The sequence below is a fragment of the Halalkalibaculum sp. DA3122 genome (assembly GCF_043951865.1).
Classification (GTDB): Bacteria; Bacteroidota; Rhodothermia; order Balneolales; family Balneolaceae; genus JAMQKA01.
In genome coordinates this window covers 49,393-72,388 of the sequence record NZ_JBINJF010000002.1, presented here as the reverse complement: position 1 = coordinate 72,388, position 22,996 = coordinate 49,393, and the positions used below count along the sequence as shown (strand labels likewise).

20 protein-coding genes are annotated in these 22,996 nt (G+C 51.4%); 15 read left to right on the top strand and 5 right to left on the bottom strand.

What is annotated here, in order from left to right; all coding sequences use genetic code 11:
- Positions 1-3: 3 nt before the first annotated feature.
- A complete protein-coding gene (locus ACG2F4_RS02105; protein WP_395257820.1) occupies positions 4-792 on the bottom strand; it encodes a PspA/IM30 family protein in 789 nt (262 codons plus the stop codon).
- Positions 793-998: 206 nt separating this feature from the next.
- On the bottom strand, positions 999-2,345 hold the full coding sequence (locus ACG2F4_RS02100; RefSeq protein WP_395257818.1) for a thymidine phosphorylase: 1,347 nt from the start codon (positions 2,343-2,345) through the stop codon (positions 999-1,001).
- 78 nt (positions 2,346-2,423) lie between these two features.
- Here ACG2F4_RS02100 and ACG2F4_RS02095 point away from each other — a divergent pair, with 78 nt between their 5' ends.
- Complete coding sequence (locus ACG2F4_RS02095; RefSeq protein ID WP_395257816.1) at positions 2,424-3,557, top strand: 4-phosphoerythronate dehydrogenase; 1,134 nt, start codon at positions 2,424-2,426, stop codon at positions 3,555-3,557.
- Between the two features lie 68 nt (positions 3,558-3,625).
- Here ACG2F4_RS02095 and ACG2F4_RS02090 read toward each other — a convergent pair whose 3' ends face one another.
- Both ACG2F4_RS02090 and ACG2F4_RS02085 read right to left on the bottom strand, forming a co-directional pair.
- Positions 3,626-4,402 carry a TatD family hydrolase gene (locus tag ACG2F4_RS02090; protein WP_395257815.1) on the bottom strand — a complete coding sequence of 259 codons (777 nt, stop codon included), beginning with the start codon at positions 4,400-4,402 and terminating at the stop codon, positions 3,626-3,628.
- The gene (locus tag ACG2F4_RS02085; protein ID WP_395257813.1) at positions 4,395-5,246 is read right to left on the bottom strand and encodes a hypothetical protein; all 852 of its coding nucleotides are present in this window, start codon (positions 5,244-5,246) and stop codon (positions 4,395-4,397) included. The genes ACG2F4_RS02090 and ACG2F4_RS02085 overlap by 8 nt, the downstream gene beginning before the upstream one ends.
- A gap of 136 nt (positions 5,247-5,382) precedes the next feature.
- Between ACG2F4_RS02085 and ACG2F4_RS02080 the strand changes: the two genes are divergently transcribed.
- The 11 genes from ACG2F4_RS02080 to rodA all read left to right on the top strand — a co-directional run bounded on the left by ACG2F4_RS02080 (position 5,383) and on the right by rodA (position 17,718).
- Positions 5,383-6,165, top strand: coding sequence for a tryptophan 2,3-dioxygenase (locus tag ACG2F4_RS02080; RefSeq protein WP_395257811.1), 783 nt, complete (start codon positions 5,383-5,385; stop codon positions 6,163-6,165).
- 747 nt (positions 6,166-6,912) lie between these two features.
- A complete protein-coding gene (recA, locus tag ACG2F4_RS02075) occupies positions 6,913-7,974 on the top strand; it encodes a recombinase RecA (protein WP_395257809.1) in 1,062 nt (353 codons plus the stop codon).
- A gap of 20 nt (positions 7,975-7,994) precedes the next feature.
- Positions 7,995-8,663 carry a regulatory protein RecX gene (locus ACG2F4_RS02070; RefSeq protein ID WP_395257807.1) on the top strand — a complete coding sequence of 223 codons (669 nt, stop codon included), beginning with the start codon at positions 7,995-7,997 and terminating at the stop codon, positions 8,661-8,663.
- Positions 8,660-9,733, top strand: a complete 1,074-nt coding sequence (locus ACG2F4_RS02065; RefSeq protein ID WP_395257805.1) for an AI-2E family transporter — start codon at positions 8,660-8,662, stop codon at positions 9,731-9,733. The genes ACG2F4_RS02070 and ACG2F4_RS02065 overlap by 4 nt, the downstream gene beginning before the upstream one ends.
- A gap of 80 nt (positions 9,734-9,813) precedes the next feature.
- Complete coding sequence (gene purN / locus ACG2F4_RS02060; RefSeq protein WP_395257803.1) at positions 9,814-10,392, top strand: phosphoribosylglycinamide formyltransferase; 579 nt, start codon at positions 9,814-9,816, stop codon at positions 10,390-10,392.
- Positions 10,393-10,493: 101 nt separating this feature from the next.
- Complete coding sequence (gene purH, locus ACG2F4_RS02055) at positions 10,494-12,068, top strand: bifunctional phosphoribosylaminoimidazolecarboxamide formyltransferase/IMP cyclohydrolase (protein ID WP_395257801.1); 1,575 nt, start codon at positions 10,494-10,496, stop codon at positions 12,066-12,068.
- A gap of 151 nt (positions 12,069-12,219) precedes the next feature.
- Positions 12,220-13,272: a rod shape-determining protein gene (locus ACG2F4_RS02050; RefSeq protein WP_395257799.1), complete on the top strand. Its 1,053-nt coding sequence runs from the start codon at positions 12,220-12,222 to the stop codon at positions 13,270-13,272.
- 13 nt (positions 13,273-13,285) lie between these two features.
- The gene (gene mreC / locus ACG2F4_RS02045; protein ID WP_395257797.1) at positions 13,286-14,128 is read left to right on the top strand and encodes a rod shape-determining protein MreC; all 843 of its coding nucleotides are present in this window, start codon (positions 13,286-13,288) and stop codon (positions 14,126-14,128) included.
- A complete protein-coding gene (mreD, locus tag ACG2F4_RS02040) occupies positions 14,125-14,595 on the top strand; it encodes a rod shape-determining protein MreD (protein ID WP_395257795.1) in 471 nt (156 codons plus the stop codon). Before mreC ends, mreD begins: the two co-directional genes overlap by 4 nt.
- A gap of 22 nt (positions 14,596-14,617) precedes the next feature.
- Positions 14,618-16,471, top strand: coding sequence for a penicillin-binding protein 2 (gene mrdA / locus ACG2F4_RS02035; protein ID WP_395257793.1), 1,854 nt, complete (start codon positions 14,618-14,620; stop codon positions 16,469-16,471).
- Positions 16,468-17,718: a rod shape-determining protein RodA gene (gene rodA / locus ACG2F4_RS02030; RefSeq protein WP_395257791.1), complete on the top strand. Its 1,251-nt coding sequence runs from the start codon at positions 16,468-16,470 to the stop codon at positions 17,716-17,718. Before mrdA ends, rodA begins: the two co-directional genes overlap by 4 nt.
- Positions 17,719-17,740: 22 nt before the next feature.
- Here rodA and ACG2F4_RS02025 read toward each other — a convergent pair whose 3' ends face one another.
- Positions 17,741-18,364: a ribonuclease HII gene (locus ACG2F4_RS02025; RefSeq protein ID WP_395257789.1), complete on the bottom strand. Its 624-nt coding sequence runs from the start codon at positions 18,362-18,364 to the stop codon at positions 17,741-17,743.
- Positions 18,365-18,550: 186 nt separating this feature from the next.
- Here ACG2F4_RS02025 and ACG2F4_RS02020 point away from each other — a divergent pair, with 186 nt between their 5' ends.
- From ACG2F4_RS02020 to ACG2F4_RS02010, 3 genes are all read left to right on the top strand, one after another.
- Positions 18,551-19,123, top strand: a complete 573-nt coding sequence (locus ACG2F4_RS02020; protein ID WP_395257787.1) for an RNA polymerase sigma-70 factor — start codon at positions 18,551-18,553, stop codon at positions 19,121-19,123.
- Between the two features lie 3 nt (positions 19,124-19,126).
- Entirely contained in the window at positions 19,127-20,077 is a 951-nt protein-coding gene (locus tag ACG2F4_RS02015) for a FecR family protein (RefSeq protein ID WP_395257785.1), read from the top strand.
- A gap of 107 nt (positions 20,078-20,184) precedes the next feature.
- Positions 20,185-22,956 carry a carboxypeptidase-like regulatory domain-containing protein gene (locus tag ACG2F4_RS02010; protein ID WP_395257783.1) on the top strand — a complete coding sequence of 924 codons (2,772 nt, stop codon included), beginning with the start codon at positions 20,185-20,187 and terminating at the stop codon, positions 22,954-22,956.
- Positions 22,957-22,996 lie beyond the last annotated feature (40 nt).

Sequence of the window (22,996 nt, the reverse complement as noted above, 5' to 3'; positions counted from 1 at the left end):
CGGTTACGATTTGGATTTTTCTTTCTTGCCGACTGTCTTTGAGGATTCAGACTGCTTTTCCTCCTGCTTCTCCCCGATATCAACCTGCCCGTCAGCAGTTGCTTCCTCATCCACCTGTACTTCCGGCTCGCCTTTTCCCATCTCTGATTTAAACTGTTTTACCAGTTCACTGGCCCGAAGCTTTTCGGCATTCGCCTCGATCTCCATCGTCTCAGTGTCGATGCTGTCGAGCGCCAGCTCCATGCGTGCTTCATTCTTGGCCGTTTCCTCATTGAGCCTGTTCAGCATTTCATCGTGGGTCTGATCGAGCCCGCCCACTTCGAACTGCTCAAGGGCATCGGCCACTTTCGACTGCCACTCGGCCCGTTCGCTGGCCCGAAGCGCCTCTTTGGCTTCCTGGATTTTGCGATCTTTTTCACGCACAAACGCTTTCTTCACCTTCAGCGCCTTCTCGTAGGCCTGTTCGGCAAATTCGAGCTGTTCCCTGGAATGCTGGAGATTCTCCCGGGCCTTTTCCAGCTGCAGTGCATATCCTTCGGCGATATCGTCCCGATCGGCGTTGATCGCAGATTTTATTTTGGATGTCAGGTCCTGGATCTGCTTCTCATACTTTTTGACCTCCTTCTGCAGCATAATCATATTGGCCTTCACCGTGGAGATATTCTCATTCATCTGCGGAATCTGGTCGTTCAGATCACGGATATTCTGTTCGAGAATCAGCTTGGGATCCTCGATGGAGCTCACAAATCCACCAAACAGTGATTTTAATGCTCTGACTAATCGTTTAAACATAGTGTTCTTTGTTTTATTAACCTTTGCCCTGCCCTGTTATTCATTATGTTGGTTGCTTATCCAACGACTGAGGGTTTGCAAACCTGTTGTCTTGTTCAGGACCGGCATATTTTGACTGAAACTACCGGTTTTTCAAAACCCTCTCACACTTTATAACTAATATAATGGATATAAGTTATGTGATTTTGTTGATATTGCAATAGTAATCAGGATTTCAATGGGTGAACGCCGCGGCTATCTGCCCTGTACTGTATCAGCCGTGAAGTTTCGGGGCGTTCATCTCCTATCGAGACCGCTTCTTCCATTACGGGTAAGACCGACTCGACTACAGCTTCCTTGTTCGTATAACCGCGGGCAATTGTTTCACCGCTGTTCACATAATCTCCACGTTTCCTTTCCAGGAGGATACCGGCAGAGGGGTCGATCGAATCCTCTTTTCGGCGCCGGCCGGCCCCCAGTTCCAGCGATGCCATGCCCATTTTATACGCATCCATTTCGCGGATGTATCCATCCCGGGCGGCCTTCAGCGTAAACCGGTGGTCCGCTTGCTCATATCTTTCCGGGTGCCGGATCAGTTCCGTATCTCCCCCCTGTTCCCTCACCAACGCCAGCAACTTCTCAAACGCCTGTCCATTGGCAACAGCTTCCCTGCTCATCTCCACCCCTTCATCGATCGAGTCGGCCTTTTCTGCCAGACAGATCATCGTACCCGCCAGCGTGTGGGTAATTTCCATCACATCATCCTGGCCCTCGCCTTTCAGGGCGTCAATCGACTCTGCCACCTCCAGCCAGTTGCCGATGGCACGGCCCAGCGGCTGATTCATATCGGTAAGGTAGGCGATGGTCTCTTTGTCAAAACGCTCTCCGATTGCTATCAGTGCCTCAGCCAGTGCAATCGCCTCGTCCAGCTCCGTCATAAACGCCCCGGAACCGAATTTTACATCCAGAACCAGGGCATCGATCCCCTCGGCCAGTTTTTTACTCATAATACTGCTGGCGATCAGCGGAATGGACTCTACCGTGGCGGTCACATCACGCAGAGCGTACAGCCGCTTGTCGGCCGGGGCCACCTCTTCGGTCTGGCCCGCCATCACCATGTGTATCTTTTCCAAAATATGCCGGTATCGCTTCAGCGACAGGTCCACGGTAAACCCCGTAATCGACTCCAGCTTGTCAAGCGTGCCACCGGTATGGCCCAATCCCCGGCCCGAGATCATCGGTACCGGGATACCCCAGCTGGCCACAATGGGGGCCAGAATCAGGGATAATTTATCGCCGACACCGCCGGTAGAGTGCTTGTCAACTTTTTTCCCGGGGATATCGCTCAAATCCAGGATCTTCCCGGAATGAAGCATCGCGTCGGTCAGGGCCGCGGCTTCACGGTCATCAAATCCGCGGATAACCCCTGCCATCAGAAAGGCACTCATCTGGTAGTCGGGAAGCTGGTCTTTTGTAAATTCTTTGATGAAGTAATGAATTTCGTCGGCCGAAAGACTGCTTCCATCTCGTTTTTTCCGAATCAGGGAAACAGGATTGAAATTATGTGACGACATTGTTAGTCTTGACTTGATTTTTTGTGGACTTTAAGTGAACTATATTGACGGTAACTTTCAACCTCTAAATCCCTGTTTGTGCTTACGGTATTTGCAGATCAACATCTCTTTAAAGCCAGAGAGATTGTACCCGACGAAATAGATCTCCGGTTTTATGATCCGGAGAAGGGACTGCCCGCCCCCCTTGACGAGGTTGACGCCCTGTTAATCCGAACCGTTACCGGGATTAATGCCGGCACGCTTGGGGAGCCCCCTCCAACACTGAAATTTGTGGGGACCGGGTCCGCCGGCACCGACCATGTTGATACCGATTTTTTGGCCGCTCACGGAATCCGGTTTGCCCACTCCGCCGGGTGCAATGCCCGCTCTGTAGCTGAATATGTGGTTACCAGCTTGATCATATGGAGCGATCGCAACAATATCGACCTGGAGCAGGAAATAATCGGTATTGTAGGCGTGGGACATGTGGGCACCGTTCTGCAGCAGATGTGCGATGATCTGGGTTGGCAGCATATCCTGTTTGATCCACCACGAGCTGAACGGGAGAAGGCGTTCAAATCGGCCGAGCTGGTGGAGCTGCTGGAAGCATCTATTCTTACCTTCCATACTCCACTGCATGACCACGGAGTACATTCCACCTATCACTGGTTGAACCATGAGTATTTAGCAGACCATCGATTTAAACTGGTGATCAATACCTCCCGGGGAGGCGTGGTTGATGAGCAGGCCCTTCTGAGGGCAATAAGCAGCGGAACCGTCGACGACATGATCATCGATGTGTGGGAAAACGAACCGAACTTTGACAACGAAGTGGCTGAAAACGCTTTTATCGCCACTCCGCATATTGCGGGGTATTCTGTTCAGGCCAAATACCGCGCCACAAAGATGGTGGTCGATCAAATGATTGAGCACTTTTCACTTGATCTGCCCGTCAACAAGCTCACAAACTCTAAAGAAGCGGTCTGTTTTGAGGGACAAGATATTGAAACTCTTTCGCTAGCCCAGGTACTTCAGCAGGTTCACCCCGTTCAGCAATATGCAGATGCCCTCAACAAGCTGGTCGGGCTGGCCATAGATCTCAAAAAGAAACGGTTCAACAGGCTGCGGACCTCCATGCCGTTCAGAAATGAATACACCTTCCTTAAGGTCCCCGAGCCGCTTGTCAGGCGTTTCCCGGTCTTGTCAAAACTGGGAATATCTCCTCCGGCGTAACCCGGTTCTGGAATGCACCTTGCCTTTTAAACATGCCAGGCTCGATGCCGATATGACAGAGTGAAAAATCACAGATAAATACCGTCCTGGAGTTTGAAGAGCTTCATCGCGTTCTCCGTGGTGCGACGGTCGACCTCGTTGAGCGACAGGTTCATCACCTCAGCCAACCGCTGTGCTGTATACCGGACAAAAGCGGGTTCATTGCGTTTTCCCCGTTTGGGCTCGGGAGAAAGATAGGGAGCATCGGTCTCCAGGATCATCTTTTTAAGGGGAAGGCGAGCAACCGCCTCATCAACACCGGCATTGTTAAAAGTGAATACGCCTCCTATTCCCAGGTACAGACCCAGATCCATCGCACGCCTGCCTTCGTCCGCCGACCCGGTAAAGCAGTGCCAAACGCCGGTGAGGCTGCCATCCTGCTCCTGTTCAATAATATCGAGCAGGTCGCCCGTGCTCTCCCGGTTGTGCAGTACAACTGGTTTTCCCACGCTCTTTGCAACCCGGCAATGCAGTTTCAGGCTTTCCTGTTGTTCTTGCTTGTAGGCCCTGCTCCAGTGGTAATCCAGCCCGGTTTCCCCGACCGCCACAATATCTGCGGAGCTGCAATACTCCGACAATTCCGATTCGGTTGTTGAGACGCCCTCATTTATTTCGGTGGGATGTATGCCCGCCATCTTGTGGAACCGGATCTTCTCATGCGCCATTTGATCCATCCTGGGGAGGGAACCAAAATTGATGGCCGGCATCAAAATCCGGCGAACCCCCGCTTCCGCGGCGCGGTCGAGCACCTGCAGCAAATCCTCCTCAAAATGTTCCATGTAGATGTGGCAGTGCGTATCAATCATGAACCCGCCGGGTATGATATTCCATGAGCCGCTGCATCGGTTTCTGGATAAACCCGCCGGCCTTCATGCCATGGGACTCCAGTATTTCCGTGAGCATACCTTTGTAGGCGTGGCCCACCGACCCTATAAAACGCACCTCATAATCCTGTGCGTTGGTGTAGTTCATCAGGATGCGGGTGATAAAATTTTCAAATCCCTCGCGCAACATTTCCTGGATAAAAGGATGGTCGGAATGCTCTCCCAAAAAGGCTCCGTAGGAAGCGATAAACCGGCTTTTCTGAGCTCCGTCATAAACTCCCTTGGTGATGTATTCGAGCGAGGTGTTATAGTTTTCTTCAAACGCCTTTTCCAGCTCCGGGGGTAACTCAAAGCGAAAATAGCTGTTAATTATTTTTTTTCCGAAATACCCGGCACTCCCCTCGTCACCCAGGATAAATGCCAGGGAGGGGATATGCTCCACGATCTTCTCCCCGTCATACAGGCAGGAATTGGAGCCGGTCCCCAGAATACAGGCGATACCGGGCTTGTCGAGGAAACAGGCACGGGCTGCTCCCAACAAGTCATGATATACTTCAACTTCCGCTCCTTCAAAAAAGGGTTGGAGAGCTTCCAGCACTACCTGTTTTTTGTCTTCAGAGTCGCATCCCGCCCCGTAAAAGAATATTTTTTCGCCCTCTTCTGCGTCAATCTGGGTGATTACCTCTTCTCGTAATACATTCCGAATGCTGTCGGTGGTATGGTAGTAGGGGTTCAATCCCTCCGTAGCAATAATATCGCTTTCACCATCTTCCCACACACACCACTCGGTTTTGGTGGCTCCGCTATCTGCTATAATAATGCTCATCAATAGAAGTTTCGTTTTCGTTTTTTATACTGCCAAATCTAATGATTTTTGATCATTTCCCACAAAGTTCCTGCGCTGTAGAGATCAACTTAATTTCTGCCTATACTTTCGGTCAAGCTGAATAAAAAATTTAAATATGAATCTCACATACGGAAAATATTTAAAGATTGAGGAGCTCCTCAACCTGCAGCAGCCCCTCTCCCAACCCGAGGAGCACGACGAGATGCTCTTCATCGTCATCCACCAGGTGTATGAATTGTGGTTCAAACAGATTTTGCACGAATTTGATAAACTGAGGACCCGGCTCAAGCAGGGAGAGACGTGGACTTCTGCCAAAACCATGAGCCGCGTTCTTACCATCCTTAAAACCATGGTTGCACAGATAGATGTACTGGAGACGATGACCCCGCTGGAATTTGAAAGCTTCCGGGGGTTCCTGCAAAATGCCAGCGGATTCCAGTCGGCCCAGTTCCGCGAAGTCGAAATTCTGTGTGGACTCCGCTCGCCCCACATGCTCAAAGCCCACAAAGACGAGCCCAAAAATTTAGAACGACTGCAGAAAAGACTGGGTGAGCTCACCTTGTGGGAATGTTTTTGCATCTATCTCGAAAAACGGGGATATCGGATTCCACAGCCTGAGCGAGTTCACGATCAGGGGCTGCTGTATGAGGCGAACCAGGAAATACAGCAGACATTGCTCCACATAATGAAAAACGACCCGGAGACAGCCCTGCTCTGTGAACGTTTTGTAGATTTTGACGAGGGCATGCAGGAGTGGCGCTATCGGCATGTGAAAATGGTGGAACGAACGATCGGAAACAAGCAGGGAACCGGCGGGTCCAGCGGGGTGGAATACCTGAGAGGCACCCTCCACCAGCGGATATTTCCCGACCTGTGGGAGATGAGAGCACAAATATAGTTTTTTGAAGGCTTTGCAAAAAACGGAGATGCTCAGGGATTACTGTTCAACTTTTATAACTCCAGCGAATTCCTTCTGCCTTTCGGAGGACTTTGAACAACCAGGGATTTGGGTCAAGATCAACGCTTGAGCGAATTTGAACCCGGGGCTTATTAGCTATAAGTCAGAATTCCAAATTCACGAAAATACCAAGCTTGGCCAAAACAACGGTTTAGCAAAGCCCTCGTTCGGATAATACGCACCTACTCCTTGTGGCATGGCTCTCGTTCTGATCTGGGGAACAAGCCCAACATTTTACGCTATCCGGTAAAAAATTGTAAGGATCGGCCTGTAAAAGGGTCTAGTAAGTAGCAGAAAGCTGTTGAAAGCCGGTTTGACCCATGCGGCTGTTCACGCTGAGGAGACCTTACGGATATATTAACCGCGGTTTGGGATGCGCTAAGGGAGCAATCCCGACAAAATACCGGCGGCTGGGCGCTTCGTGGGGGTAAAACTTCCACCGAGAGGTTTGGGCGACCAGGCAGACCGCAAACTGCAGTTTCTGCTCCCGGCTTCTTAAGCTTCAAGTAGAAATTGAACATTTTTATGGCAAATAGCAGTTAGCGAAACATCGGGGACGGGCTATTCGAAATCTAACAGGTGCAAATTGATGATCTATTTGTTTTGGGTGTGACAATGGGTTGTCAGCTTTATTTTTTATCTTCGGTTCGAAATTGAATAAAAAGCCAACAATTATAAATCTTCATTATGTCTGACAAGAACAACGATCGCGAGAAAGCCCTTGAGATGGCCATCGGCCAGATAGAAAAACAACACGGCAAGGGCACTATTATGCGGCTGGGAGAAGAAGCCAACAAGAACGTACCCACCATATCAACCGGGTCAATTATGGTTGACTACGCGCTGGGGGTGGGGGGAATACCTCGCGGGCGGGTGACCGAAATTTACGGGCCCGAAGCCAGCGGAAAAACGACCCTGGCACTCCATGTCATTTCCGAAGCACAAAAAACGGGGGGATACGCCGCCTTTGTTGATGCCGAACATGCCTTTGACCCCCGCTATGCCAAAAATCTTGGGATCAACACGGATGAGCTGCTGGTTTCACAACCCGACTCCGGCGAACAGGCCCTGGAAATCACCGAAACGCTGATTCGTTCAGCCGCCCTGGATGTTGTCGTCATCGACTCGGTGGCCGCCCTCGTACCGCGCGCCGAGCTGGAAGGGGAGATGGGAGATTCCCACGTCGGGCTGCAGGCACGGCTGATGTCGCAGGCGCTGCGTAAAATCACCGGAATTGTCAACAAAACCCGTACAGCCGTTATCTTTATCAACCAGATTCGGGAAAAGATCGGGGTCATGTTTGGCAACCCGGAAACCACCTCGGGTGGACGGGCGCTTAAATTTTATTCCTCCGTCCGTCTCGACATACGGAGAATCGGATCCCTGAAACAGGGCGATGATGTAGTGGGCAACCGCACGAAGGTTAAAGTGGTCAAAAACAAGGTCGCCCCCCCCTTCAAAGTGGTCGAATTCAACATCATGTACGGCAAGGGGATCTCCCGGCTGGGCGAAATACTTGATCTCGCCGTCGAGCTTGACATCATAGAAAAACGGGGCAGCTGGTATCGATATGACGGCGAGCCGATCGGGCAAGGTACCGACAACGCCACCGATTTCCTTGAGAATGAACCGGAACTCACGAAAAAGATAGAGGCAAAGATCCGTGCTGAGCTCCTCCCCGACGAGGAGGGCAGCGAGGAAAATGGGGAACCGTCCGACGAGGACCAATCCGACGCTGACGAGGATTAATCATTCACACCCTTTAACCATTGAGTACCGACAACTCCGACCGGCTGCCGGCGTCCATCACTTCCATCGTAACGCAGAAAAACAACAGGGAGCGGTATTCCCTGTTTATCGAGGAAGGATTCCTGATCGGGGTGTCCGAATCGACATTGCTGGAGTACAAGCTGCGGAAGGGACTCGAAGTGACGCCCGCTCTCTTCAGGAAGCTCCAGCGGGCCGAGGGGCGGCATGCCGTCAAATCATACTGCATGCGGATGCTGGCCCGGCGCGACTACTCCCGCAAAGAGCTCTTCCAGAAGGTGGCCAAAAAGGAGCATCCCCCCGGGATCATCCACGCTGTGCTTGATGAACTGGAGGAAAAAGGGTATGTAAACGACCGCACGTTTGCCGAAAAATACGCTTCCGACAAAAGCCGGCTTAACAACTGGGGGCCGGCAAAGATAACATCAAAACTCTACCAGAAAGGGATATCAAAACATGTGGCTCAAGAAAGCGTTGAAAAGGCATTTGAGGGGATCGACCTGCAGCAGGTATTTCTTGAGCTGGTCAACAAAAAGAGCCGGCGGTTTCTCCGCGAGGAGGATCCGTGGAAGCGAAAGAAGAAAATTTTTGATTATTTACACAGAAAAGGGTATCGATCAGACCATATTTTTAAATACCTCGACATGTTGATGGAATCGTTGGATTCATGAACAACCTTACACTGGATAAAATCGTAAAATTCCTGCTCGGAACCGCGGCGTTTGCGGCAGTTTTAATGGTGTTGTACAACTACAGCAACCTGCTGACCTACGCCATCATCGCGATGATTCTCAGCTACATTCTGGATCCCATTGTGAACCGGATGCAGTTCGCCGGCATGAATCGAACCGTGGCGATAACCCTGACCCTGAGCTCTGTCATTCTGCTGCTGGTGTGGATTTCAACCACCGTTATCCCGATCATTGCCACCCAGATGGTACAACTGGCCAATCAGCTCAACATCGAGACGATCCGAAATATCCTGAACCAGGTGGAAAGCCGCTTTACCGAGAACCTTACCTTCCTGCCGGAAGGATTCCTGATCGAAAATGTAACCCAAATTCTCGAAGAGCTGTTTGACGTGGGAGAACTTCCCACCGCGATCAGCAATATTATAGATCTTTTCACCAATCTTTTTTCCGCGTTCCTGGTTATCCCGTTTGCCACATTTTTCTTCCTGAAAGACGGCAGCAAAATCCGGCGCGACCTTCTTCAATTTGTGCCCAACAAGTATTTTGAAACCACCCTCAGTCTCATCGATAAAATTGAGACGCGGCTGGGACACTATTTCAGGAGCGTTGTCTTCCAAAGCTTTCTGGTTGCCACCTCATCCTATATAGCCTTGTCGGTCGTCGAGCTCAATAACGCGCTCTCCGTCGGTATTTCGATCGGTATTGCCAACTCCATCCCCTATTTTGGACCCATTATCGGGTATATTCTCTCTATCATCGTATCCATCATCGAGGTGGGTGATTTCTCGCTCATCCTTCCCTGCGTGCTTGCTATTTTAGTCGTTCAAATTCTGGACAACGCCGTGTTCCAGCCGCTGATCTTTTCCCGGTCGGCCGACATGCACCCCGTTGCCATCCTCTTTATCATTTTAATCGGCGCTGAAACCGCCGGCATCCTGGGCATGCTCATCGCTATCCCGATCGCCACCATTATCAAGATTACTATTAACCAGTTCCGATGGAGTTTCAACAACTATTACATCTTTAGAGCGGGGAGCCAAAAAGAGTAATATTTGTATTATAGTTGACCTTTATTTTTCATTATCTTTGCCACGCAACTAGATCGACAATTTTCTTAAATCATCTCAGGTTGAATCATATTGTTGTTTTTGCCTCAGGTTCAGGCACCAATTTCCAGGCTATTATCGATGCTGTTGAGGAGGGTCGTATTGAGGCCCGTATCAATGGGCTTATTGCCAGCAAGCCAGGCATTCAGGCGCTGGAACGAGCCCGGAAGCACAACATCGACACGGAGGTCCTCATTCCTTCTGATTTTGATACTCTCGCTGCTTACGAAACCAAACTGCTTCAAACCCTGGAACGATGGGATACGGACCTGATCGTTCTGGCGGGCTATATGCTGAAAGTACCAACTGCGGTATTAGAACAATACCCGGAAAAAGTTATCAATATTCATCCCTCGTTGCTTCCCAAATACGGCGGCAAGGGTTTTTACGGGAGCAACGTGCATGAGGCGGTCCTCGCAAACGGCGAGAAAGAATCGGGCTGTACAGTCCACTATGTTACAGAGCAATATGATGAAGGTCCCATTATCGACCAGGTTAAAGTTCCCGTACGGGAGACCGACGACGCCGAAACACTGGCTGCCCGCGTGCTGGAGCAGGAACACAAGCTGCTGCCTCGCGTAATTGCTGACCTGGTAAATTAGTTGCCAGTTATTTGTTATTAGTTATTGGGATTGCCCGAATACAGCTCCCACACTTGTAACTAATACCAAATAACTAGCAACCATTAACAAACAACCAAGTTGTGGCGGTAAAACCCTTAGACAAGCTACCCGAAGAACCCCTAACCATCAACCGGGCCCTGTTGTCGGTATCCGACAAAACGGGACTGATACCTCTGGCCAAAACGTTGCACGAGGCTGGAGTTGAACTGATCTCTACCGGGGGAACGGCCCGTAAAATACGATCGGCAGATATCCCCGTAACGGATATTTCTGAGCTGACCGGCTTCCCCGAGTCGCTCGACGGCCGCGTGAAGACCCTGCACCCCCGCGTCCATGCCGGACTGCTGGCACGCACGAGCTACCAACCTGATCTCGATGAACTTAAAAAGTTGAATGTGAAGCCGATTGAACTGGTCGTTGTCAACCTGTACCCGTTTAAGGAGACAGTGGCCGACCCGGACTGCAGCCCGGCGACAGCGACCGAAAATATCGATATCGGCGGGCCGACGATGATCCGCGCCGCGGCCAAAAATTTTGCCCATGTGTCGGTGCTGACAGCCCCCGGCCAGTACGAGCATTTTATCCGGCAGCTCAAGGAACACAATACTGTCGATTTTGAGTTCCGCAAGGCGCTGGCCCGCGAGGCGTTCAACCATACGGCGAACTACGACGCCCACATTGCCGACTATTTCAACCGGTTGTTTGAGGAGGACAATCCCCCGCAGTTGAACATCTCCCTGCCCAAATATCAAGAACTGCGGTATGGCGAAAACCCACATCAAAAAGCAGCCGTCTACGGTAACCAGCCCGCATTTATCGACTGCTTCCACGGCAAAAAGCTCAGCTACAACAACTACCTGGATTTAGACAGCGCCCTGAACCTTATTGCCGATTTCGAGGAGTCGGCACCCACTTGTGCCATCTTCAAGCATACGGTACCCTGCGGTGTGGCCACCGGCCAAAACCTGGCCACCGCCTGGGAAAAAGCCTTCGCCACCGATACGAAATCCCCGTTTGGAGGAATCGTGGTGGTCAATCGTCCCCTGGATATTGAAGCGGCCAAAGCAATCGATGAAATTTTTACTGAAATAATAATCGCCCCCTCCTTTTCAGATGAGGCCGAAACGCTGTTGAGACAGAAAAAGAAACGACGGCTTGTTCGATTAAAACAGTCTGTCCGCGGAACACAAACCCGCCATTTTCGTTCAATTTTCGGGGGAGCACTCAGCCAGCAGCCTGACTTTGTGACCGAGCGGATGGAAGACTACGAGGTTGTTACCGAGCGGGAACCCACCGAGCAGGAAATCCGGGATCTTTTATTTGCGTGGAAAGTAGTAAAACATGTGAAATCGAACGCCATCGTTTATGCCAGAAAAGAGCAGACAATTGGTATCGGAACCGGCCAAACCAGCCGGGTGGAAGCCTCTGAAATTGCCATTGCCAAAGCCGAAGAAGAGGGACTTTCAACAGAACATACTGTAATCGCCTCCGATGCGTTTTTTCCTTTCGCAGATGGTGTTGAAGCCGCCGCAAAAGCCGGATCTACCGCCGTGATACAGCCGGGAGGAAGCATCCGCGATGAGGAGGTCATAAAAATGGCCAACAAACATAACCTGGCCATGGTATTTACTGGAAAACGCCATTTCAGGCACTGAAAGCCCGGCATTCCTCTTTTAAACAAGGAAAAATCTGTTTATATATTTATCGCTATTTATTCGCAAATAGCTGCACAATATTGTATTTTCGATCACGCGATTTTCTATGTAACTGTAATGTAGTTTGTTCATCACGCCTATGATTGAGTCCATGCCAAAGAAGAGCTCACAAAAAAATAGTAAAAATAAAAAAAACGGACTATTTGATTGGCTCTATACCGATATTGCCATCGACCTTGGGACGGCTAATACCCTTATCTATTCCCGCGGTGAAGGGATTGTGCTCAACGAGCCCTCCATTGTTGCCCTGAATATGCAGAACGAGCCTGTGGCCACCGGTCACGAGGCACGGCTGATGCATGAGAAAACCCATAAAAACATCCGGACGGTGCGGCCGCTCAGAGACGGCGTTATCGCCGATTTTGAAGTGGCGGAACAGATGATCCGCGGGATGATCAAGAAGGTAAAAATGAAGTGGTACTCCAGCACCCGCCAGATGGTGGTGTGCGTGCCCAGCGGCATAACCGAGGTAGAGCGCCGCGCCGTGCGAGACAGTGCCGAACACGCCGGGGCCAAGGAGGTCTACCTGGTGGATGAACCGATGGCCGCCGCCATCGGGATCGGGCTCAACGTTCACGAACCGGTGGGAAATATGATTGTCGATATCGGGGGGGGGACCACGGAAATTGCGGTGATTGCCCTTTCCGGCATTGTATATGCCCAGTCGGTGCGTCTGGGCGGCGATGAACTGAACGAGGATATCATCAACTACTTCCGGCGCAACCACAACCTGCTGATCGGTGAACGCACTGCAGAAAATATTAAGTGCGAAATCGGTACGGCCGCGCCGCTCGAGGAAGAACTCGAGATGGTAACAAAAGGTCGGGACCTGGTCAACGGGGTGCCCCGGACCCGGCATGTGACATCAAAAGATGTGCGGGAGGCGATCCAGGAATCGGTCAATACCATTGTAGAGTCGATCACAAAATCGCTGGAGCAAACCCCGCCCGAACTCTCGGCAGATATCCTGGACCGTGGCATTATGCTTACCGGCGGCGGTGCCCTGCTTAAAAATCTGGACAAACTGATAATCGAGACAACCGACCTACCGGTCCACATTGCCGAAGACCCGCTTACCGCGGTCGTGCGCGGAACCGGTGCAATCCTTGAAGATCTGGAATATTATCGAACAGTAGTGTCATAATGAACGGAAATGAATGCGCTTTCGATTACCCCGAATAACCGATGCTAAAGACCATTTAATAACAGCGGTACTGCTGGTTCTGTCCCTGGTGTTGATGGTGAGTCGCCACCAGGGCGGCATCGAAAACCTGCGCAAAGTTTCCATCACCCTGTTCAGCTACCTCGAAGAACCGCTCTCCAACATACGGGTATACCGGCAGGCCCTGAAAACCAATACCTACCTTCGCAAGCAAAATATTCTTTTGCTGGATGAGTTGAGCCGGCTGCGTGCGGCGGGCCAGCAGAACCGGGAACTCCGGGAACTACTGGAACTGAAACGGGAAACCGAGCTCCAGCTCTATCCCGTGCACATTGTGGGCAAAGAGCTCAATGAAATTAACAATTCCATTACTGTAGACGCCGGTACCAACCAGGGCATACAGATGGGCATGCCGATGGTTTCTGCTGACGGCCTGGTGGGGCGGGTCATACTGACAGCCCCGAACTACTCCCAGGTGATGCCTTTCTACAATACGCTGTTCCGGGCTAGCGCCAAGCTCCAGCAGTCCGGGGCCTACGGCATCGTATCGTGGAATGGAGAAAGCATTCATGAGCTGGTGCTCAACTTCGTTCCCCAGACGGTACCGGTAGATACGGGCGAAGTGGTGGTAACTTCGGGGTACAGCAACCAGTTTCCACCGGACATCCCGATCGGCAAGGTGGTCCAGACCCAGCCGGAGCGGGGCAAGGAAACACAAAAAATTTTCGTGGAGCCGTTTGTCAACCTTCATTCCATAGCAGAGGGTTTTATTATAAAAATCACCCCGGATACCACTATTCAAAATCTCAATCAAGAATATCAGCAACAGTTTGAATGAATACAGAACGGCTTAAAGATTTTGGAATCGGCCTGGGTTTTGTGGGATTGCAAATCGTTATGTTCCGGCACCTGAAGGTCTGGAATATGCAGCCGGACCTGGTGCTCATCTATATCCTATGGCTGATTACCGTTCGCGATCGCACCTCCTGCCTCTTCATGGCGGCTGCACTGGGGCTGTTCCAGGATGCCCTGCTGGACTTGTGGGGACTAAATATGTTTTCCAAAACGCTGATAACTTTTGCCGCTTACAACTTTATCCCAAAAAGTGATAAAGTACGGCTGCTAATTGGACAAATTTTTCTTACTGTGTTTATTGCTTCACTGTTTCACAACATAATATTTGTGGGATTGAGCGTTATTGTAGAAAGCTATTCTGCGGAATTCCTTTTCTGGCAACAATGGCTGGGGAACGCAGTTTACACTACCCTTGTAGCAGGCTTAATACAACTTTTCAGAACCCAATAACAAGTAGCAGAATACTCTGCCCATGATGCGGCATCGACGAGAAAAGAGACAAGAAACATCCATCCGCGTATTGCAGATCGCAATGCTTGGGCTTGGTGTGCTTATCCTGGGACGTCTTGTGCAGCTTCAGATCATAGAATATGACCTGTACAGCCCGATGAGCCGCGATAACTCCCTGCGGCAGGAGATTATCAATCCGGCCCGCGGGCTTATTTACGACCGGAATGGACAACTGATTGTGGACAACGAACCGATCTATTCCATTACCATCACGCCGGCCAATTATGACCAATCAAACACGCCCCTGCTGGCAGACCTGCTCGACTTGCCGGAAGAAGAGGTCAATAACCGGATTGAACAGGCCCGCGCCTACTCCTGGTACCGTTCATCCCGGTTGTTTACCGAAATAAGCTTTCCGAAATTTTCGCTTATTCAGGAAAATATCTGGCGTCTGCCCGGCATTGGGCACCAGATCGAAAGTAAGCGTCACTACGCGGTGGACAGCATGAAGGCCTCGCATGTGCTTGGCTATTTACGGGAGGTCTCGGAGCAGAAATATCTCGATTCTGATAATTACCACATCGGCGACAAGGTGGGGAAAAGCGGTCTTGAGATGGTATACGAGGAACGCCTGCGGGGATCCTTCGGTGTCGAATACATTCGCATCAATGCGCTCGGACAGTCGCTCGGCCCCTTTAACGAGGAAAACATCAGCGAAGCTCCCGAAAAGGGCAACGACCTGCACACCACGCTCGATGCCCGCCTTCAGCTGCTGGCTGAAGACCTGATGGAGGGCAAGCAGGGAGGAGTAGTTGCCATGGACCCCAACAACGGGGCAATTCTTTCTCTCGTGAGTTCTCCCCAGTACAGCATCCGGCGACTTTCGGGGCGTATTGACTCCACTTACTGGCAGGTAGTCAACACCGATACGACCAACCCGCTCTACAACCGGGCCATCTCCAGCAAGCAGCCCCCGGGATCGACCTTTAAGCCCCTTATGGCGTTGATCGGCATGGAGATGGGCATCATCACTCCCGAAACCGAGATCAATAATCCCGGCTACTACTATCGCGGGCGACGGTACGGTGATCTGGCCGACCCCGGGATGTACGATGTGGAGAAAGCCCTGGAAAAATCAAGCAACACTTTTTTCTTCTGGATGATGGACAAAATAGCCTCCAACGGACGGCTGAACCAGTGGCACGATCTTGCCACCGAATTTGGCCTGGGCCGGATAAACGGAATCGACCTGCCGCACGAAACCGCCGGTATTCTCCCTGACAGCAGCTACATGGATCGCGTTTTTGGCGAAAACAGATGGGGAATTGGTGATATCATCAACCTGGGCGTAGGCCAGGGATCGATTGCAGCCTCCCCGCTCCAGATGGCGGTGGTCGCCTCCGGAATCGCCAACGACGGGTACCGCGTTCAGCCGCACCTGGTCAGCAGAATCGAAACGCCTGAAGGGCGGGTGTTCAACTCGAATCCAGACAGAAAAAAAATAAGCTGGGTTGACCAGCATGAAATTGACATCGTCAAGGACGGCATGCGACGAGTGGTTACCGATGGCAGCGGGCGCTGGTATGCCAATCTCGACAGTATTAAAGTAGCCGGCAAAACCGGTACGGCCCAAAACCCGCACGGGCGCGATCACGGCTGGTTTATCTCGTTCGCACCACTCGAAAATCCACAGATTGTCGTAGCCGTACTGGTAGAAAACGCCGGGTATGGATCCATTTCAGCCGCCCCGATCGCCTCACTGGTTATTGAACAATATCTGAAGGGAGAGATCGAACGGACCCACGTGTACGACTATGTCAAAAACTTTGAACCACGGAACACCAACAACAGCAGCAGTGAAGAGGAGGAAGAATGAATGACATTCGTGACATCAGCTGGTCGCTTGTCCTCTTTTGGCTGGGCCTCACCTCCATCGGCCTTATTGGCATATATAGTGCCACACAGGGACCTGTTGCGCAGTTTCTACCCGAGTTCATCCAAAATAATTTTTTCAAACAGCTTGTTTGGATCGGAATATCCATCTGTATACTTGTAGGAATACAGTTCCTCTCTCCCCGGTTTTTCCAGAATTTTTCGTACCTGCTTTATGGATTTGGCCTTTTCCTCATGGTGTTGACCCTGCTGTTCGGGCAGGAGATAAATGGCGCCAAAAGCTGGTTGCAGGTAGGTCCGGTGAACCTCCAGGTCAGTGAATTTATGAAGGTAGCGACCATACTGGCCGTGGCAAACTACCTGACAAGCCGTCGTAATATTTCAGCAGAGAACCTGCGTTACGCACTTATCGCCGTACTGCTCATTCTTATTCCAACCGTGCTGGTCATCCTGCAGAATGATATGGGAACGGCCGTCGTGTTTATGGCGCTGATTCCAGTCATGCTGTTCTGGTCGGGCCTGCCATACGGGGTTTCCCTTTTTATCATCTCTCCAGCTATTATCGGCTATTTGAGTATCATTCAGTGGTACTGGGGGTTGATTGCCACCGTGGTCTTAACCCTTGCGATCTTTATCATTCAGCGACGGACCTGGCTGACGTTTGCCTCTTTTGTCTGCGGGGTGCTTATGGTCATCGGTGTTCAGGTAGCCCTGTTCCAGGTTCTGCAACCGCATCAGCGGGCGCGTATCGCCGCATTCACGAATCCCTCCTTTGACCCACAGGGTGCCGGATGGAATGTAATTCAGGCGAAAACGGCGATCGGATCGGGGGGCATCTATGGCAAGGGATTCCTGGAGGGAACCCAAACGCAGCGGCGTTTTTTGCCCGAGCAGTGGACTGATTTTATCTTTTGTGTAGTGGGAGAGGAGTTTGGTTTTATCGGGGCCAGCCTGGTTGTGTTACTTTTTCTCGGTATGGTGCTGCGGATGCTCAATGCGGCCGGCAGTCATAAACACCCCTTTGCCCAGCTTGTCATCGTCGGGGTAACGACCATCCTGTTTATCCACTTCTTTATCAATGTCGGGAGTGCCACCGGCCTGCTTCCCGTGATCGGCTTGCCGCTTCCGTTTGTCAGCTACGGGGGATCCGCTTTCCTCGCAAACACGCTGATGCTCGCCATCTGTGTCAACCTGGATACGTACAAACGGCAGTTCAGCATTTATCGCTGAGAAGTTCCTTGTCTGCTCATTGCTACTGGTCCTTCTCTCTGTATTCCTTGTCAGTCTTCAGGTTAAAACTGCGCCGGTGATATTGAGTAATTCCATATGCCTGTAACCCCTCGTAGTGCTGAACCGTTGGGTAGCCGACATTCGTTTTCCACCCATAGTACGGGAAATCCTGATGCAGGCGCTTCATCAGCTCATCGCGATGCACTTTGGCCAGGATTGAGGCCGCACCGATGGAAACCGACCGGTCATCTCCCTTGACGAGACAGGTGTAAGGAATCAGGCTGCTGCCGTACCGGTTGCCGTCGACAAGCAGATAATCCGGTTTCTCGCGGGCGGCATCCACACACTTTTGCATCGCTTTCAGGGAGGCCCAGAGAATATTCAGCTTATCGATCTCATCAACACTGCAGTATTCTACTGTCCAGAACAGGGCCCGTTGCTTGATCAGGCCTGCAAGACGCTTGCGTTCGCCTTCCTCCAGGTTCTTGCTGTCCCTGATCCCCTCGATATCGGTGCCGGACTCAAAAATAACGCCGGCCGCGGCCACCGGTCCGGAGAGACACCCCCGCCCCACCTCATCAAGTCCCATCACCCGGCTATAGCCCTGTTGCCATAATCGCTGTTCATATTCCAGTCTCGCATTCATGCTCAGATAATATTTTCTGCAGTATTTGAATGTTGGGTTAGCCGAAAAACTATAAAAAACCGTCAAATTTTCAGAAGTTTTTTACTTATCAGGCATCCTAAAAAATATTCCCGAAAATATCTCATTAAAAAAGCAAAGCCAATAGTTGTTTATCTTGTGGAAGTGTAACTCTAGTAGAATAAGAACATGGAAAAACCGACAGCAGAACAAATACAGATCTGGGCAAAACGGATTTCCGAGTCGGACCAGGAGGCTTTCAACCGCTTTTTCCGGTCTATGTACCCCCGGCTTATCCATTTTGCCATGCGATATACGAGACGTAAAACCGTAGCCAGTGATATCGTCCAGGATGCATTTGTGAAGTTGTGGGAAAAACGGCGAAACATCGATCCGGGCCAGTCGATCAAGGCCTACATTTACAGGACCGTGCGGAACAAGGCTCTCAATTATATACGCGATCACTCAGACGAGACGGTGGGACTGGAGGTGTTGAATGATACACCGGCCGATACCGAAACAGAAATTCAGTTAAACGATCGTTCCGAACAGTTATGGGAACTTCTGAAACAGTGGATCGAGGAGCTGCCGGATCGCCAGCGCGAGGCGTTTAAGCTGAGCCGGTTTGACGGGCTTGACCACGAAGAGATAGCCGGGGTCATGAATATATCATCCAACACGGTGAACAATCATATCGTAGCCGCCCTGGACAATCTGCGAAGCCGCTGCGATCTTTATCAACAAGAAGTAAACGAAGCATGAGTTATGACTGATCACACCGGACATAACAAAACCAACAAGCGTGAAGTGGAAAAACTGCTTAACCAGTTTCCTGCTGACAAGAAAGACCTTGCAAAAAAAATATGGGAGGAGAGTCCCCGGGCCGCCCCTGAATACGCCGCTATAACTGAGGAAGAAACCGAACAGGCACTGAATAACGTTCACGAACGGCTGCCGGATTTCAGTTCTGACAGCCCAAACAACGGCTCATCTATTTCACCTGCCTGGCGGTGGATGGCAGCTGCGGCTGTATTGTTTCTTGCCCTCGGGGCCGGATGGCTGTTCCTTCCCAAAACTGCTTCTGCCCCGTACGGGGAACTCGCCTCGGTGGTGTTGCCGGATGGATCTACCATTGACTTAAACAGTGGAACTCACATCACGTACAACCGCTTGTTCGGAATAACACATCGCGATATAGATTTGGAGGGCGAAGCCTACTTTATTGTTGAAGACGGTGACCATCCATTCGTCGTCAACACCGCCACCTCTACTATCCAGGTCACCGGCACCGAGTTCAACGTCCGTTCGTGGAGCGAAGATCCGGGCGGAGAAACCGAAGTAACAGTTTCGGAAGGAAGTGTACAGTTTTTTCCCGCTGAAGAACCCGACAGTTTCGTTACGATCAATCCGGGCCAGTTAAGCAGGTTCACCGCACGGTGGAACAGGCCCACCCCTCCCGAATCGGTGGCGGTTGATCGCTTTCTGGGATGGCGGAACAATAAATTGATCTTCAACAATAAAACGCTTGGCGTCATCTTCCGGGAACTTGAACGCAGATTTGATGTAGCTATTGACCTTCAGGCCGTGGAGGTCGCCAATGAAACGTTAACGACCTACTATGCAAATCCCAAAGATATTGAGCCCATACTCGCGGATATCTGCCGGGTTAAGGGACTTCGCTACGCGCAGACCGCCAATGGATTTCGCGTATACTGAACCTGGCGGTATTCCGGTTATGAAAGATGGAAAAAACAATTTCTGGTATATCCTGTTATGCTGAATCTCAAAACCAGGATCAAAACAAAACACCCTGATTTTAACAGATGAAAAGCAGCTTTTTACGGACCTGTCTCTGCGTTCTCCTCCTTTTTTGGGCAGGGAGTACCCTCCATGCGCAAGAGCGGCCGGAAAAGAACTACTCGTTCGAGTTCAGGGGCGTTTCCCTGACTGCTGCCCTCGATGAAATTGCCCGCGAGACCGGTATCGACCTGGTGTACGATCCGGAACTCGTCAACGATGTCACCATATATGAACGGATTCAGGCACAACCAGTCCCCGAGTTGTTGAAGACCATTCTCGCTGATACCCCGCTCGACTTCCTCACACTCTCTTCCGGCACTGTTGTCATCGTGCAGACGGTGAATGAAGAACCGGCTTACGGTTCGTACTACGGGAAGGTCGTAGACAGCGAGACCGGCGATCCCCTGCCCGGCGCTTCTGTCATGCTCGCCGATGCATCCGGCGGCACCAGTACCAGCCAGGCGGGCAACTTTTCCCTGAATCGCCTGGTTTCCGGAACATATAACATTATCTTCAGCTACGTCGGCTATCATCCTGTCCAGAAAACAGTGGAGATCAGGCCAAACCAGGATACGCAGCAAAAAGTGGCCCTGCGTCCCAAGCCGCTGGATTTCAGCCCTATTATAGTAACGGGCCACGTTCCGCAGATGCCATTTAATCACGACGGGGGAGAAACGATCGCTGTCGACTCGCAGTGGGAGCCAACCGGGCGCATTCAGAATACCATCCACAGCCTGTCACTGCTCCCCGGGGTCCAGTACGGACTGCCGATGACCGACCTGCACCTGCAGGGCGGGCAGAGCAGTGAACACCGTATTCTGCTGGATGGAGTTCCTGTTTACAACCCATACAGCTTTGGCAAAATGTTCAGTGCATTTAGTCCCTATGCCATCAACAAGGTAGAGCTTCATAAAGCGGGATATGGAGTATCGCAGGGCAGCCAGATTGCGGGACTGGTGGACCTGCAGCATCGCATCGGCAATAATTCCGGGCCGGATGCCATGGTACAAGCTGATCCCCTGAGCCTGAATGCACGAGCCGGTACCCGCCTGAACTTCAGTAACAACGATTCCTCTTCACTGGATATCATGGCAGCAGCCCGTACGAATTACTGGGACCTGTACCAGGAGCCGATACTCCAGCAGACTCTCCGCAAGTGGGATGCCCTCGATCCACTTGTTACCAACCTGCTTATCGATTCTGACGAAGACGCCACCCTGTACCGGCCCGAAGAACACCATTCCGATGTACGGTTTTACGACCTCCACCTGGCATCACAGTACAATATCGATGCCTACCGTACCCTTTCCTCATCGTTTTATGTCGGAGAAAATTTTGTCAGTACTGATCTGCTCCGGCAGGCACCCCGGGCTGAAGAACTTCCGGAATACCTGTATGCCCAGGATGCGTATCGCTGGAACAACGTGATGGGACAGCTAACCTACGAACATTTTATATCTTCACGTTTCGACCTTCAGTCCCAGCTCAGTTTCAGCTCCAACCGGTTCAGCCACCGCTATCGCATAGGAACCAATGAGGACCCCAGCCTCCCCGAACTCAACCTGGCTGCCGGCGATGTATATTCCACCTTCCAGGCGGCTGGAGAACAAAACCAGATACCTACCCAGCGAAATTCGAACCATATTGACCATTTTATCTTTCGAACTGACGGGAGCTACAGTGTAAGCCCGAACTTCAGCCTGGAGGGCGGCCTGCGGCTGGATGCTGTTGAATCGCGGGTGGACCTGAGCGATCTTTTTTACCTGCCGACGATTTCAGATCAGCGGTCGCATTTTTACAGCGGATACCTGAATGGAAACTGGATACTCGGTGAATACTGGAAGCTGACGGCGGGAAACCGGTTAACGCTGCTTCAACCTGCAAAAGAGCTGTACGCTGAGCCCCGGGCCAGCCTGCAGTACGACCGTCCGGATACAAAGATGGGGTATTGGTCGGCCCGGCTCTCCGGCGGCATCTACCGGCAGTTTATCAACCATTATGAAATTACCAATCCCGGTCCAACCTCCCTTGTACCCTCATTTTCCGTATGGTCCCATGCCGAAGCCGACGAGATTCCGGAAGCGTTGCATCTGAGCGGTTCTCTGCACCTTGAACCCAGCACCCGCACCAGCCTGGACCTCGAGGGATTCTATAAATGGCAACCCACGACCTACACGGTCTCTTACCGTAACCTGCTGCAGGGAATTTCCGTTGACCGATCCGGATTTAATGCTTTTGCCGAAACCACCGAAATGAAATCACTGGGCGCCGGTCTTCGTATCAATCAATCTCTGGCCGATGCCCGGCTCAAGTTGTTGCTCGGCTATGATTATAATTTTAGCCGCATCGACCTGGATTCGCAATTCGGGCATGCGGTGCCCGCACCCTGGAACGAGCCCCACCGTTTCCAATTTCGTGCCCTCTGGCACGTCATGCCCGGCTTTTCAACCGTCCTGAAATGGCAAAGCATCCTGGGAAGGTCCTGGGGATTCCGGCAGGCTTATTACAACTTTCTCTACTATGAAACGGGAGGACCGTATGGCGAATATTCGTTCAACAATCCAGAAAAAGACCACCTCAGCCCCTTTCACCAGCTGGATCTCTCCCTGGTTTACGCCCCTTCCTTCAACCAGTTTGACCTGGAGATCAGGCTCGACCTGATCAACCTGATGGATCGTGCCAATACCATCGACTGGAGTCTCCAGCCTGAACGTCCGGGAGCACAGGACTATACCATCCGTGAGCGGAACATGCCTGGATTCAGTCCCTCTCTCAGTATACAGTTGGCATATTAAGCCCCCATTGCAAGAATCACTCCACTCCCTTACGCATAGT

Excerpts from the sequence above, each read along its gene's own strand:
- ACG2F4_RS02020 (WP_395257787.1), top strand. The coding sequence starts at position 18,551 with ATGGAAAAACCGACAGCAGAACAAATACAGATCTGGGCAAAACGGATT.
- ACG2F4_RS02050 (WP_395257799.1), top strand. The coding sequence starts at position 12,220 with ATGCCAAAGAAGAGCTCACAAAAAAATAGTAAAAATAAAAAAAACGGA.
- ACG2F4_RS02015 (WP_395257785.1), top strand. The coding sequence starts at position 19,127 with ATGACTGATCACACCGGACATAACAAAACCAACAAGCGTGAAGTGGAA.
- ACG2F4_RS02090 (WP_395257815.1), bottom strand. The coding sequence starts at position 4,402 with ATGATTGATACGCACTGCCACATCTACATGGAACATTTTGAGGAGGAT.
- ACG2F4_RS02100 (WP_395257818.1), bottom strand. The coding sequence starts at position 2,345 with ATGTCGTCACATAATTTCAATCCTGTTTCCCTGATTCGGAAAAAACGA.
- ACG2F4_RS02010 (WP_395257783.1), top strand. The coding sequence starts at position 20,185 with ATGAAAAGCAGCTTTTTACGGACCTGTCTCTGCGTTCTCCTCCTTTTT.
- recA (WP_395257809.1), top strand. The coding sequence starts at position 6,913 with ATGTCTGACAAGAACAACGATCGCGAGAAAGCCCTTGAGATGGCCATC.
- mreD (WP_395257795.1), top strand. The coding sequence starts at position 14,125 with ATGAATACAGAACGGCTTAAAGATTTTGGAATCGGCCTGGGTTTTGTG.
- ACG2F4_RS02080 (WP_395257811.1), top strand. The coding sequence starts at position 5,383 with ATGAATCTCACATACGGAAAATATTTAAAGATTGAGGAGCTCCTCAAC.
- ACG2F4_RS02105 (WP_395257820.1), bottom strand. The coding sequence starts at position 792 with ATGTTTAAACGATTAGTCAGAGCATTAAAATCACTGTTTGGTGGATTT.
- ACG2F4_RS02025 (WP_395257789.1), bottom strand. The coding sequence starts at position 18,364 with ATGAATGCGAGACTGGAATATGAACAGCGATTATGGCAACAGGGCTAT.
- mrdA (WP_395257793.1), top strand. The coding sequence starts at position 14,618 with ATGATGCGGCATCGACGAGAAAAGAGACAAGAAACATCCATCCGCGTA.
- rodA (WP_395257791.1), top strand. The coding sequence starts at position 16,468 with ATGAATGACATTCGTGACATCAGCTGGTCGCTTGTCCTCTTTTGGCTG.
- ACG2F4_RS02065 (WP_395257805.1), top strand. The coding sequence starts at position 8,660 with ATGAACAACCTTACACTGGATAAAATCGTAAAATTCCTGCTCGGAACC.
- mreC (WP_395257797.1), top strand. The coding sequence starts at position 13,286 with ATGCGCTTTCGATTACCCCGAATAACCGATGCTAAAGACCATTTAATA.
- ACG2F4_RS02085 (WP_395257813.1), bottom strand. The coding sequence starts at position 5,246 with ATGAGCATTATTATAGCAGATAGCGGAGCCACCAAAACCGAGTGGTGT.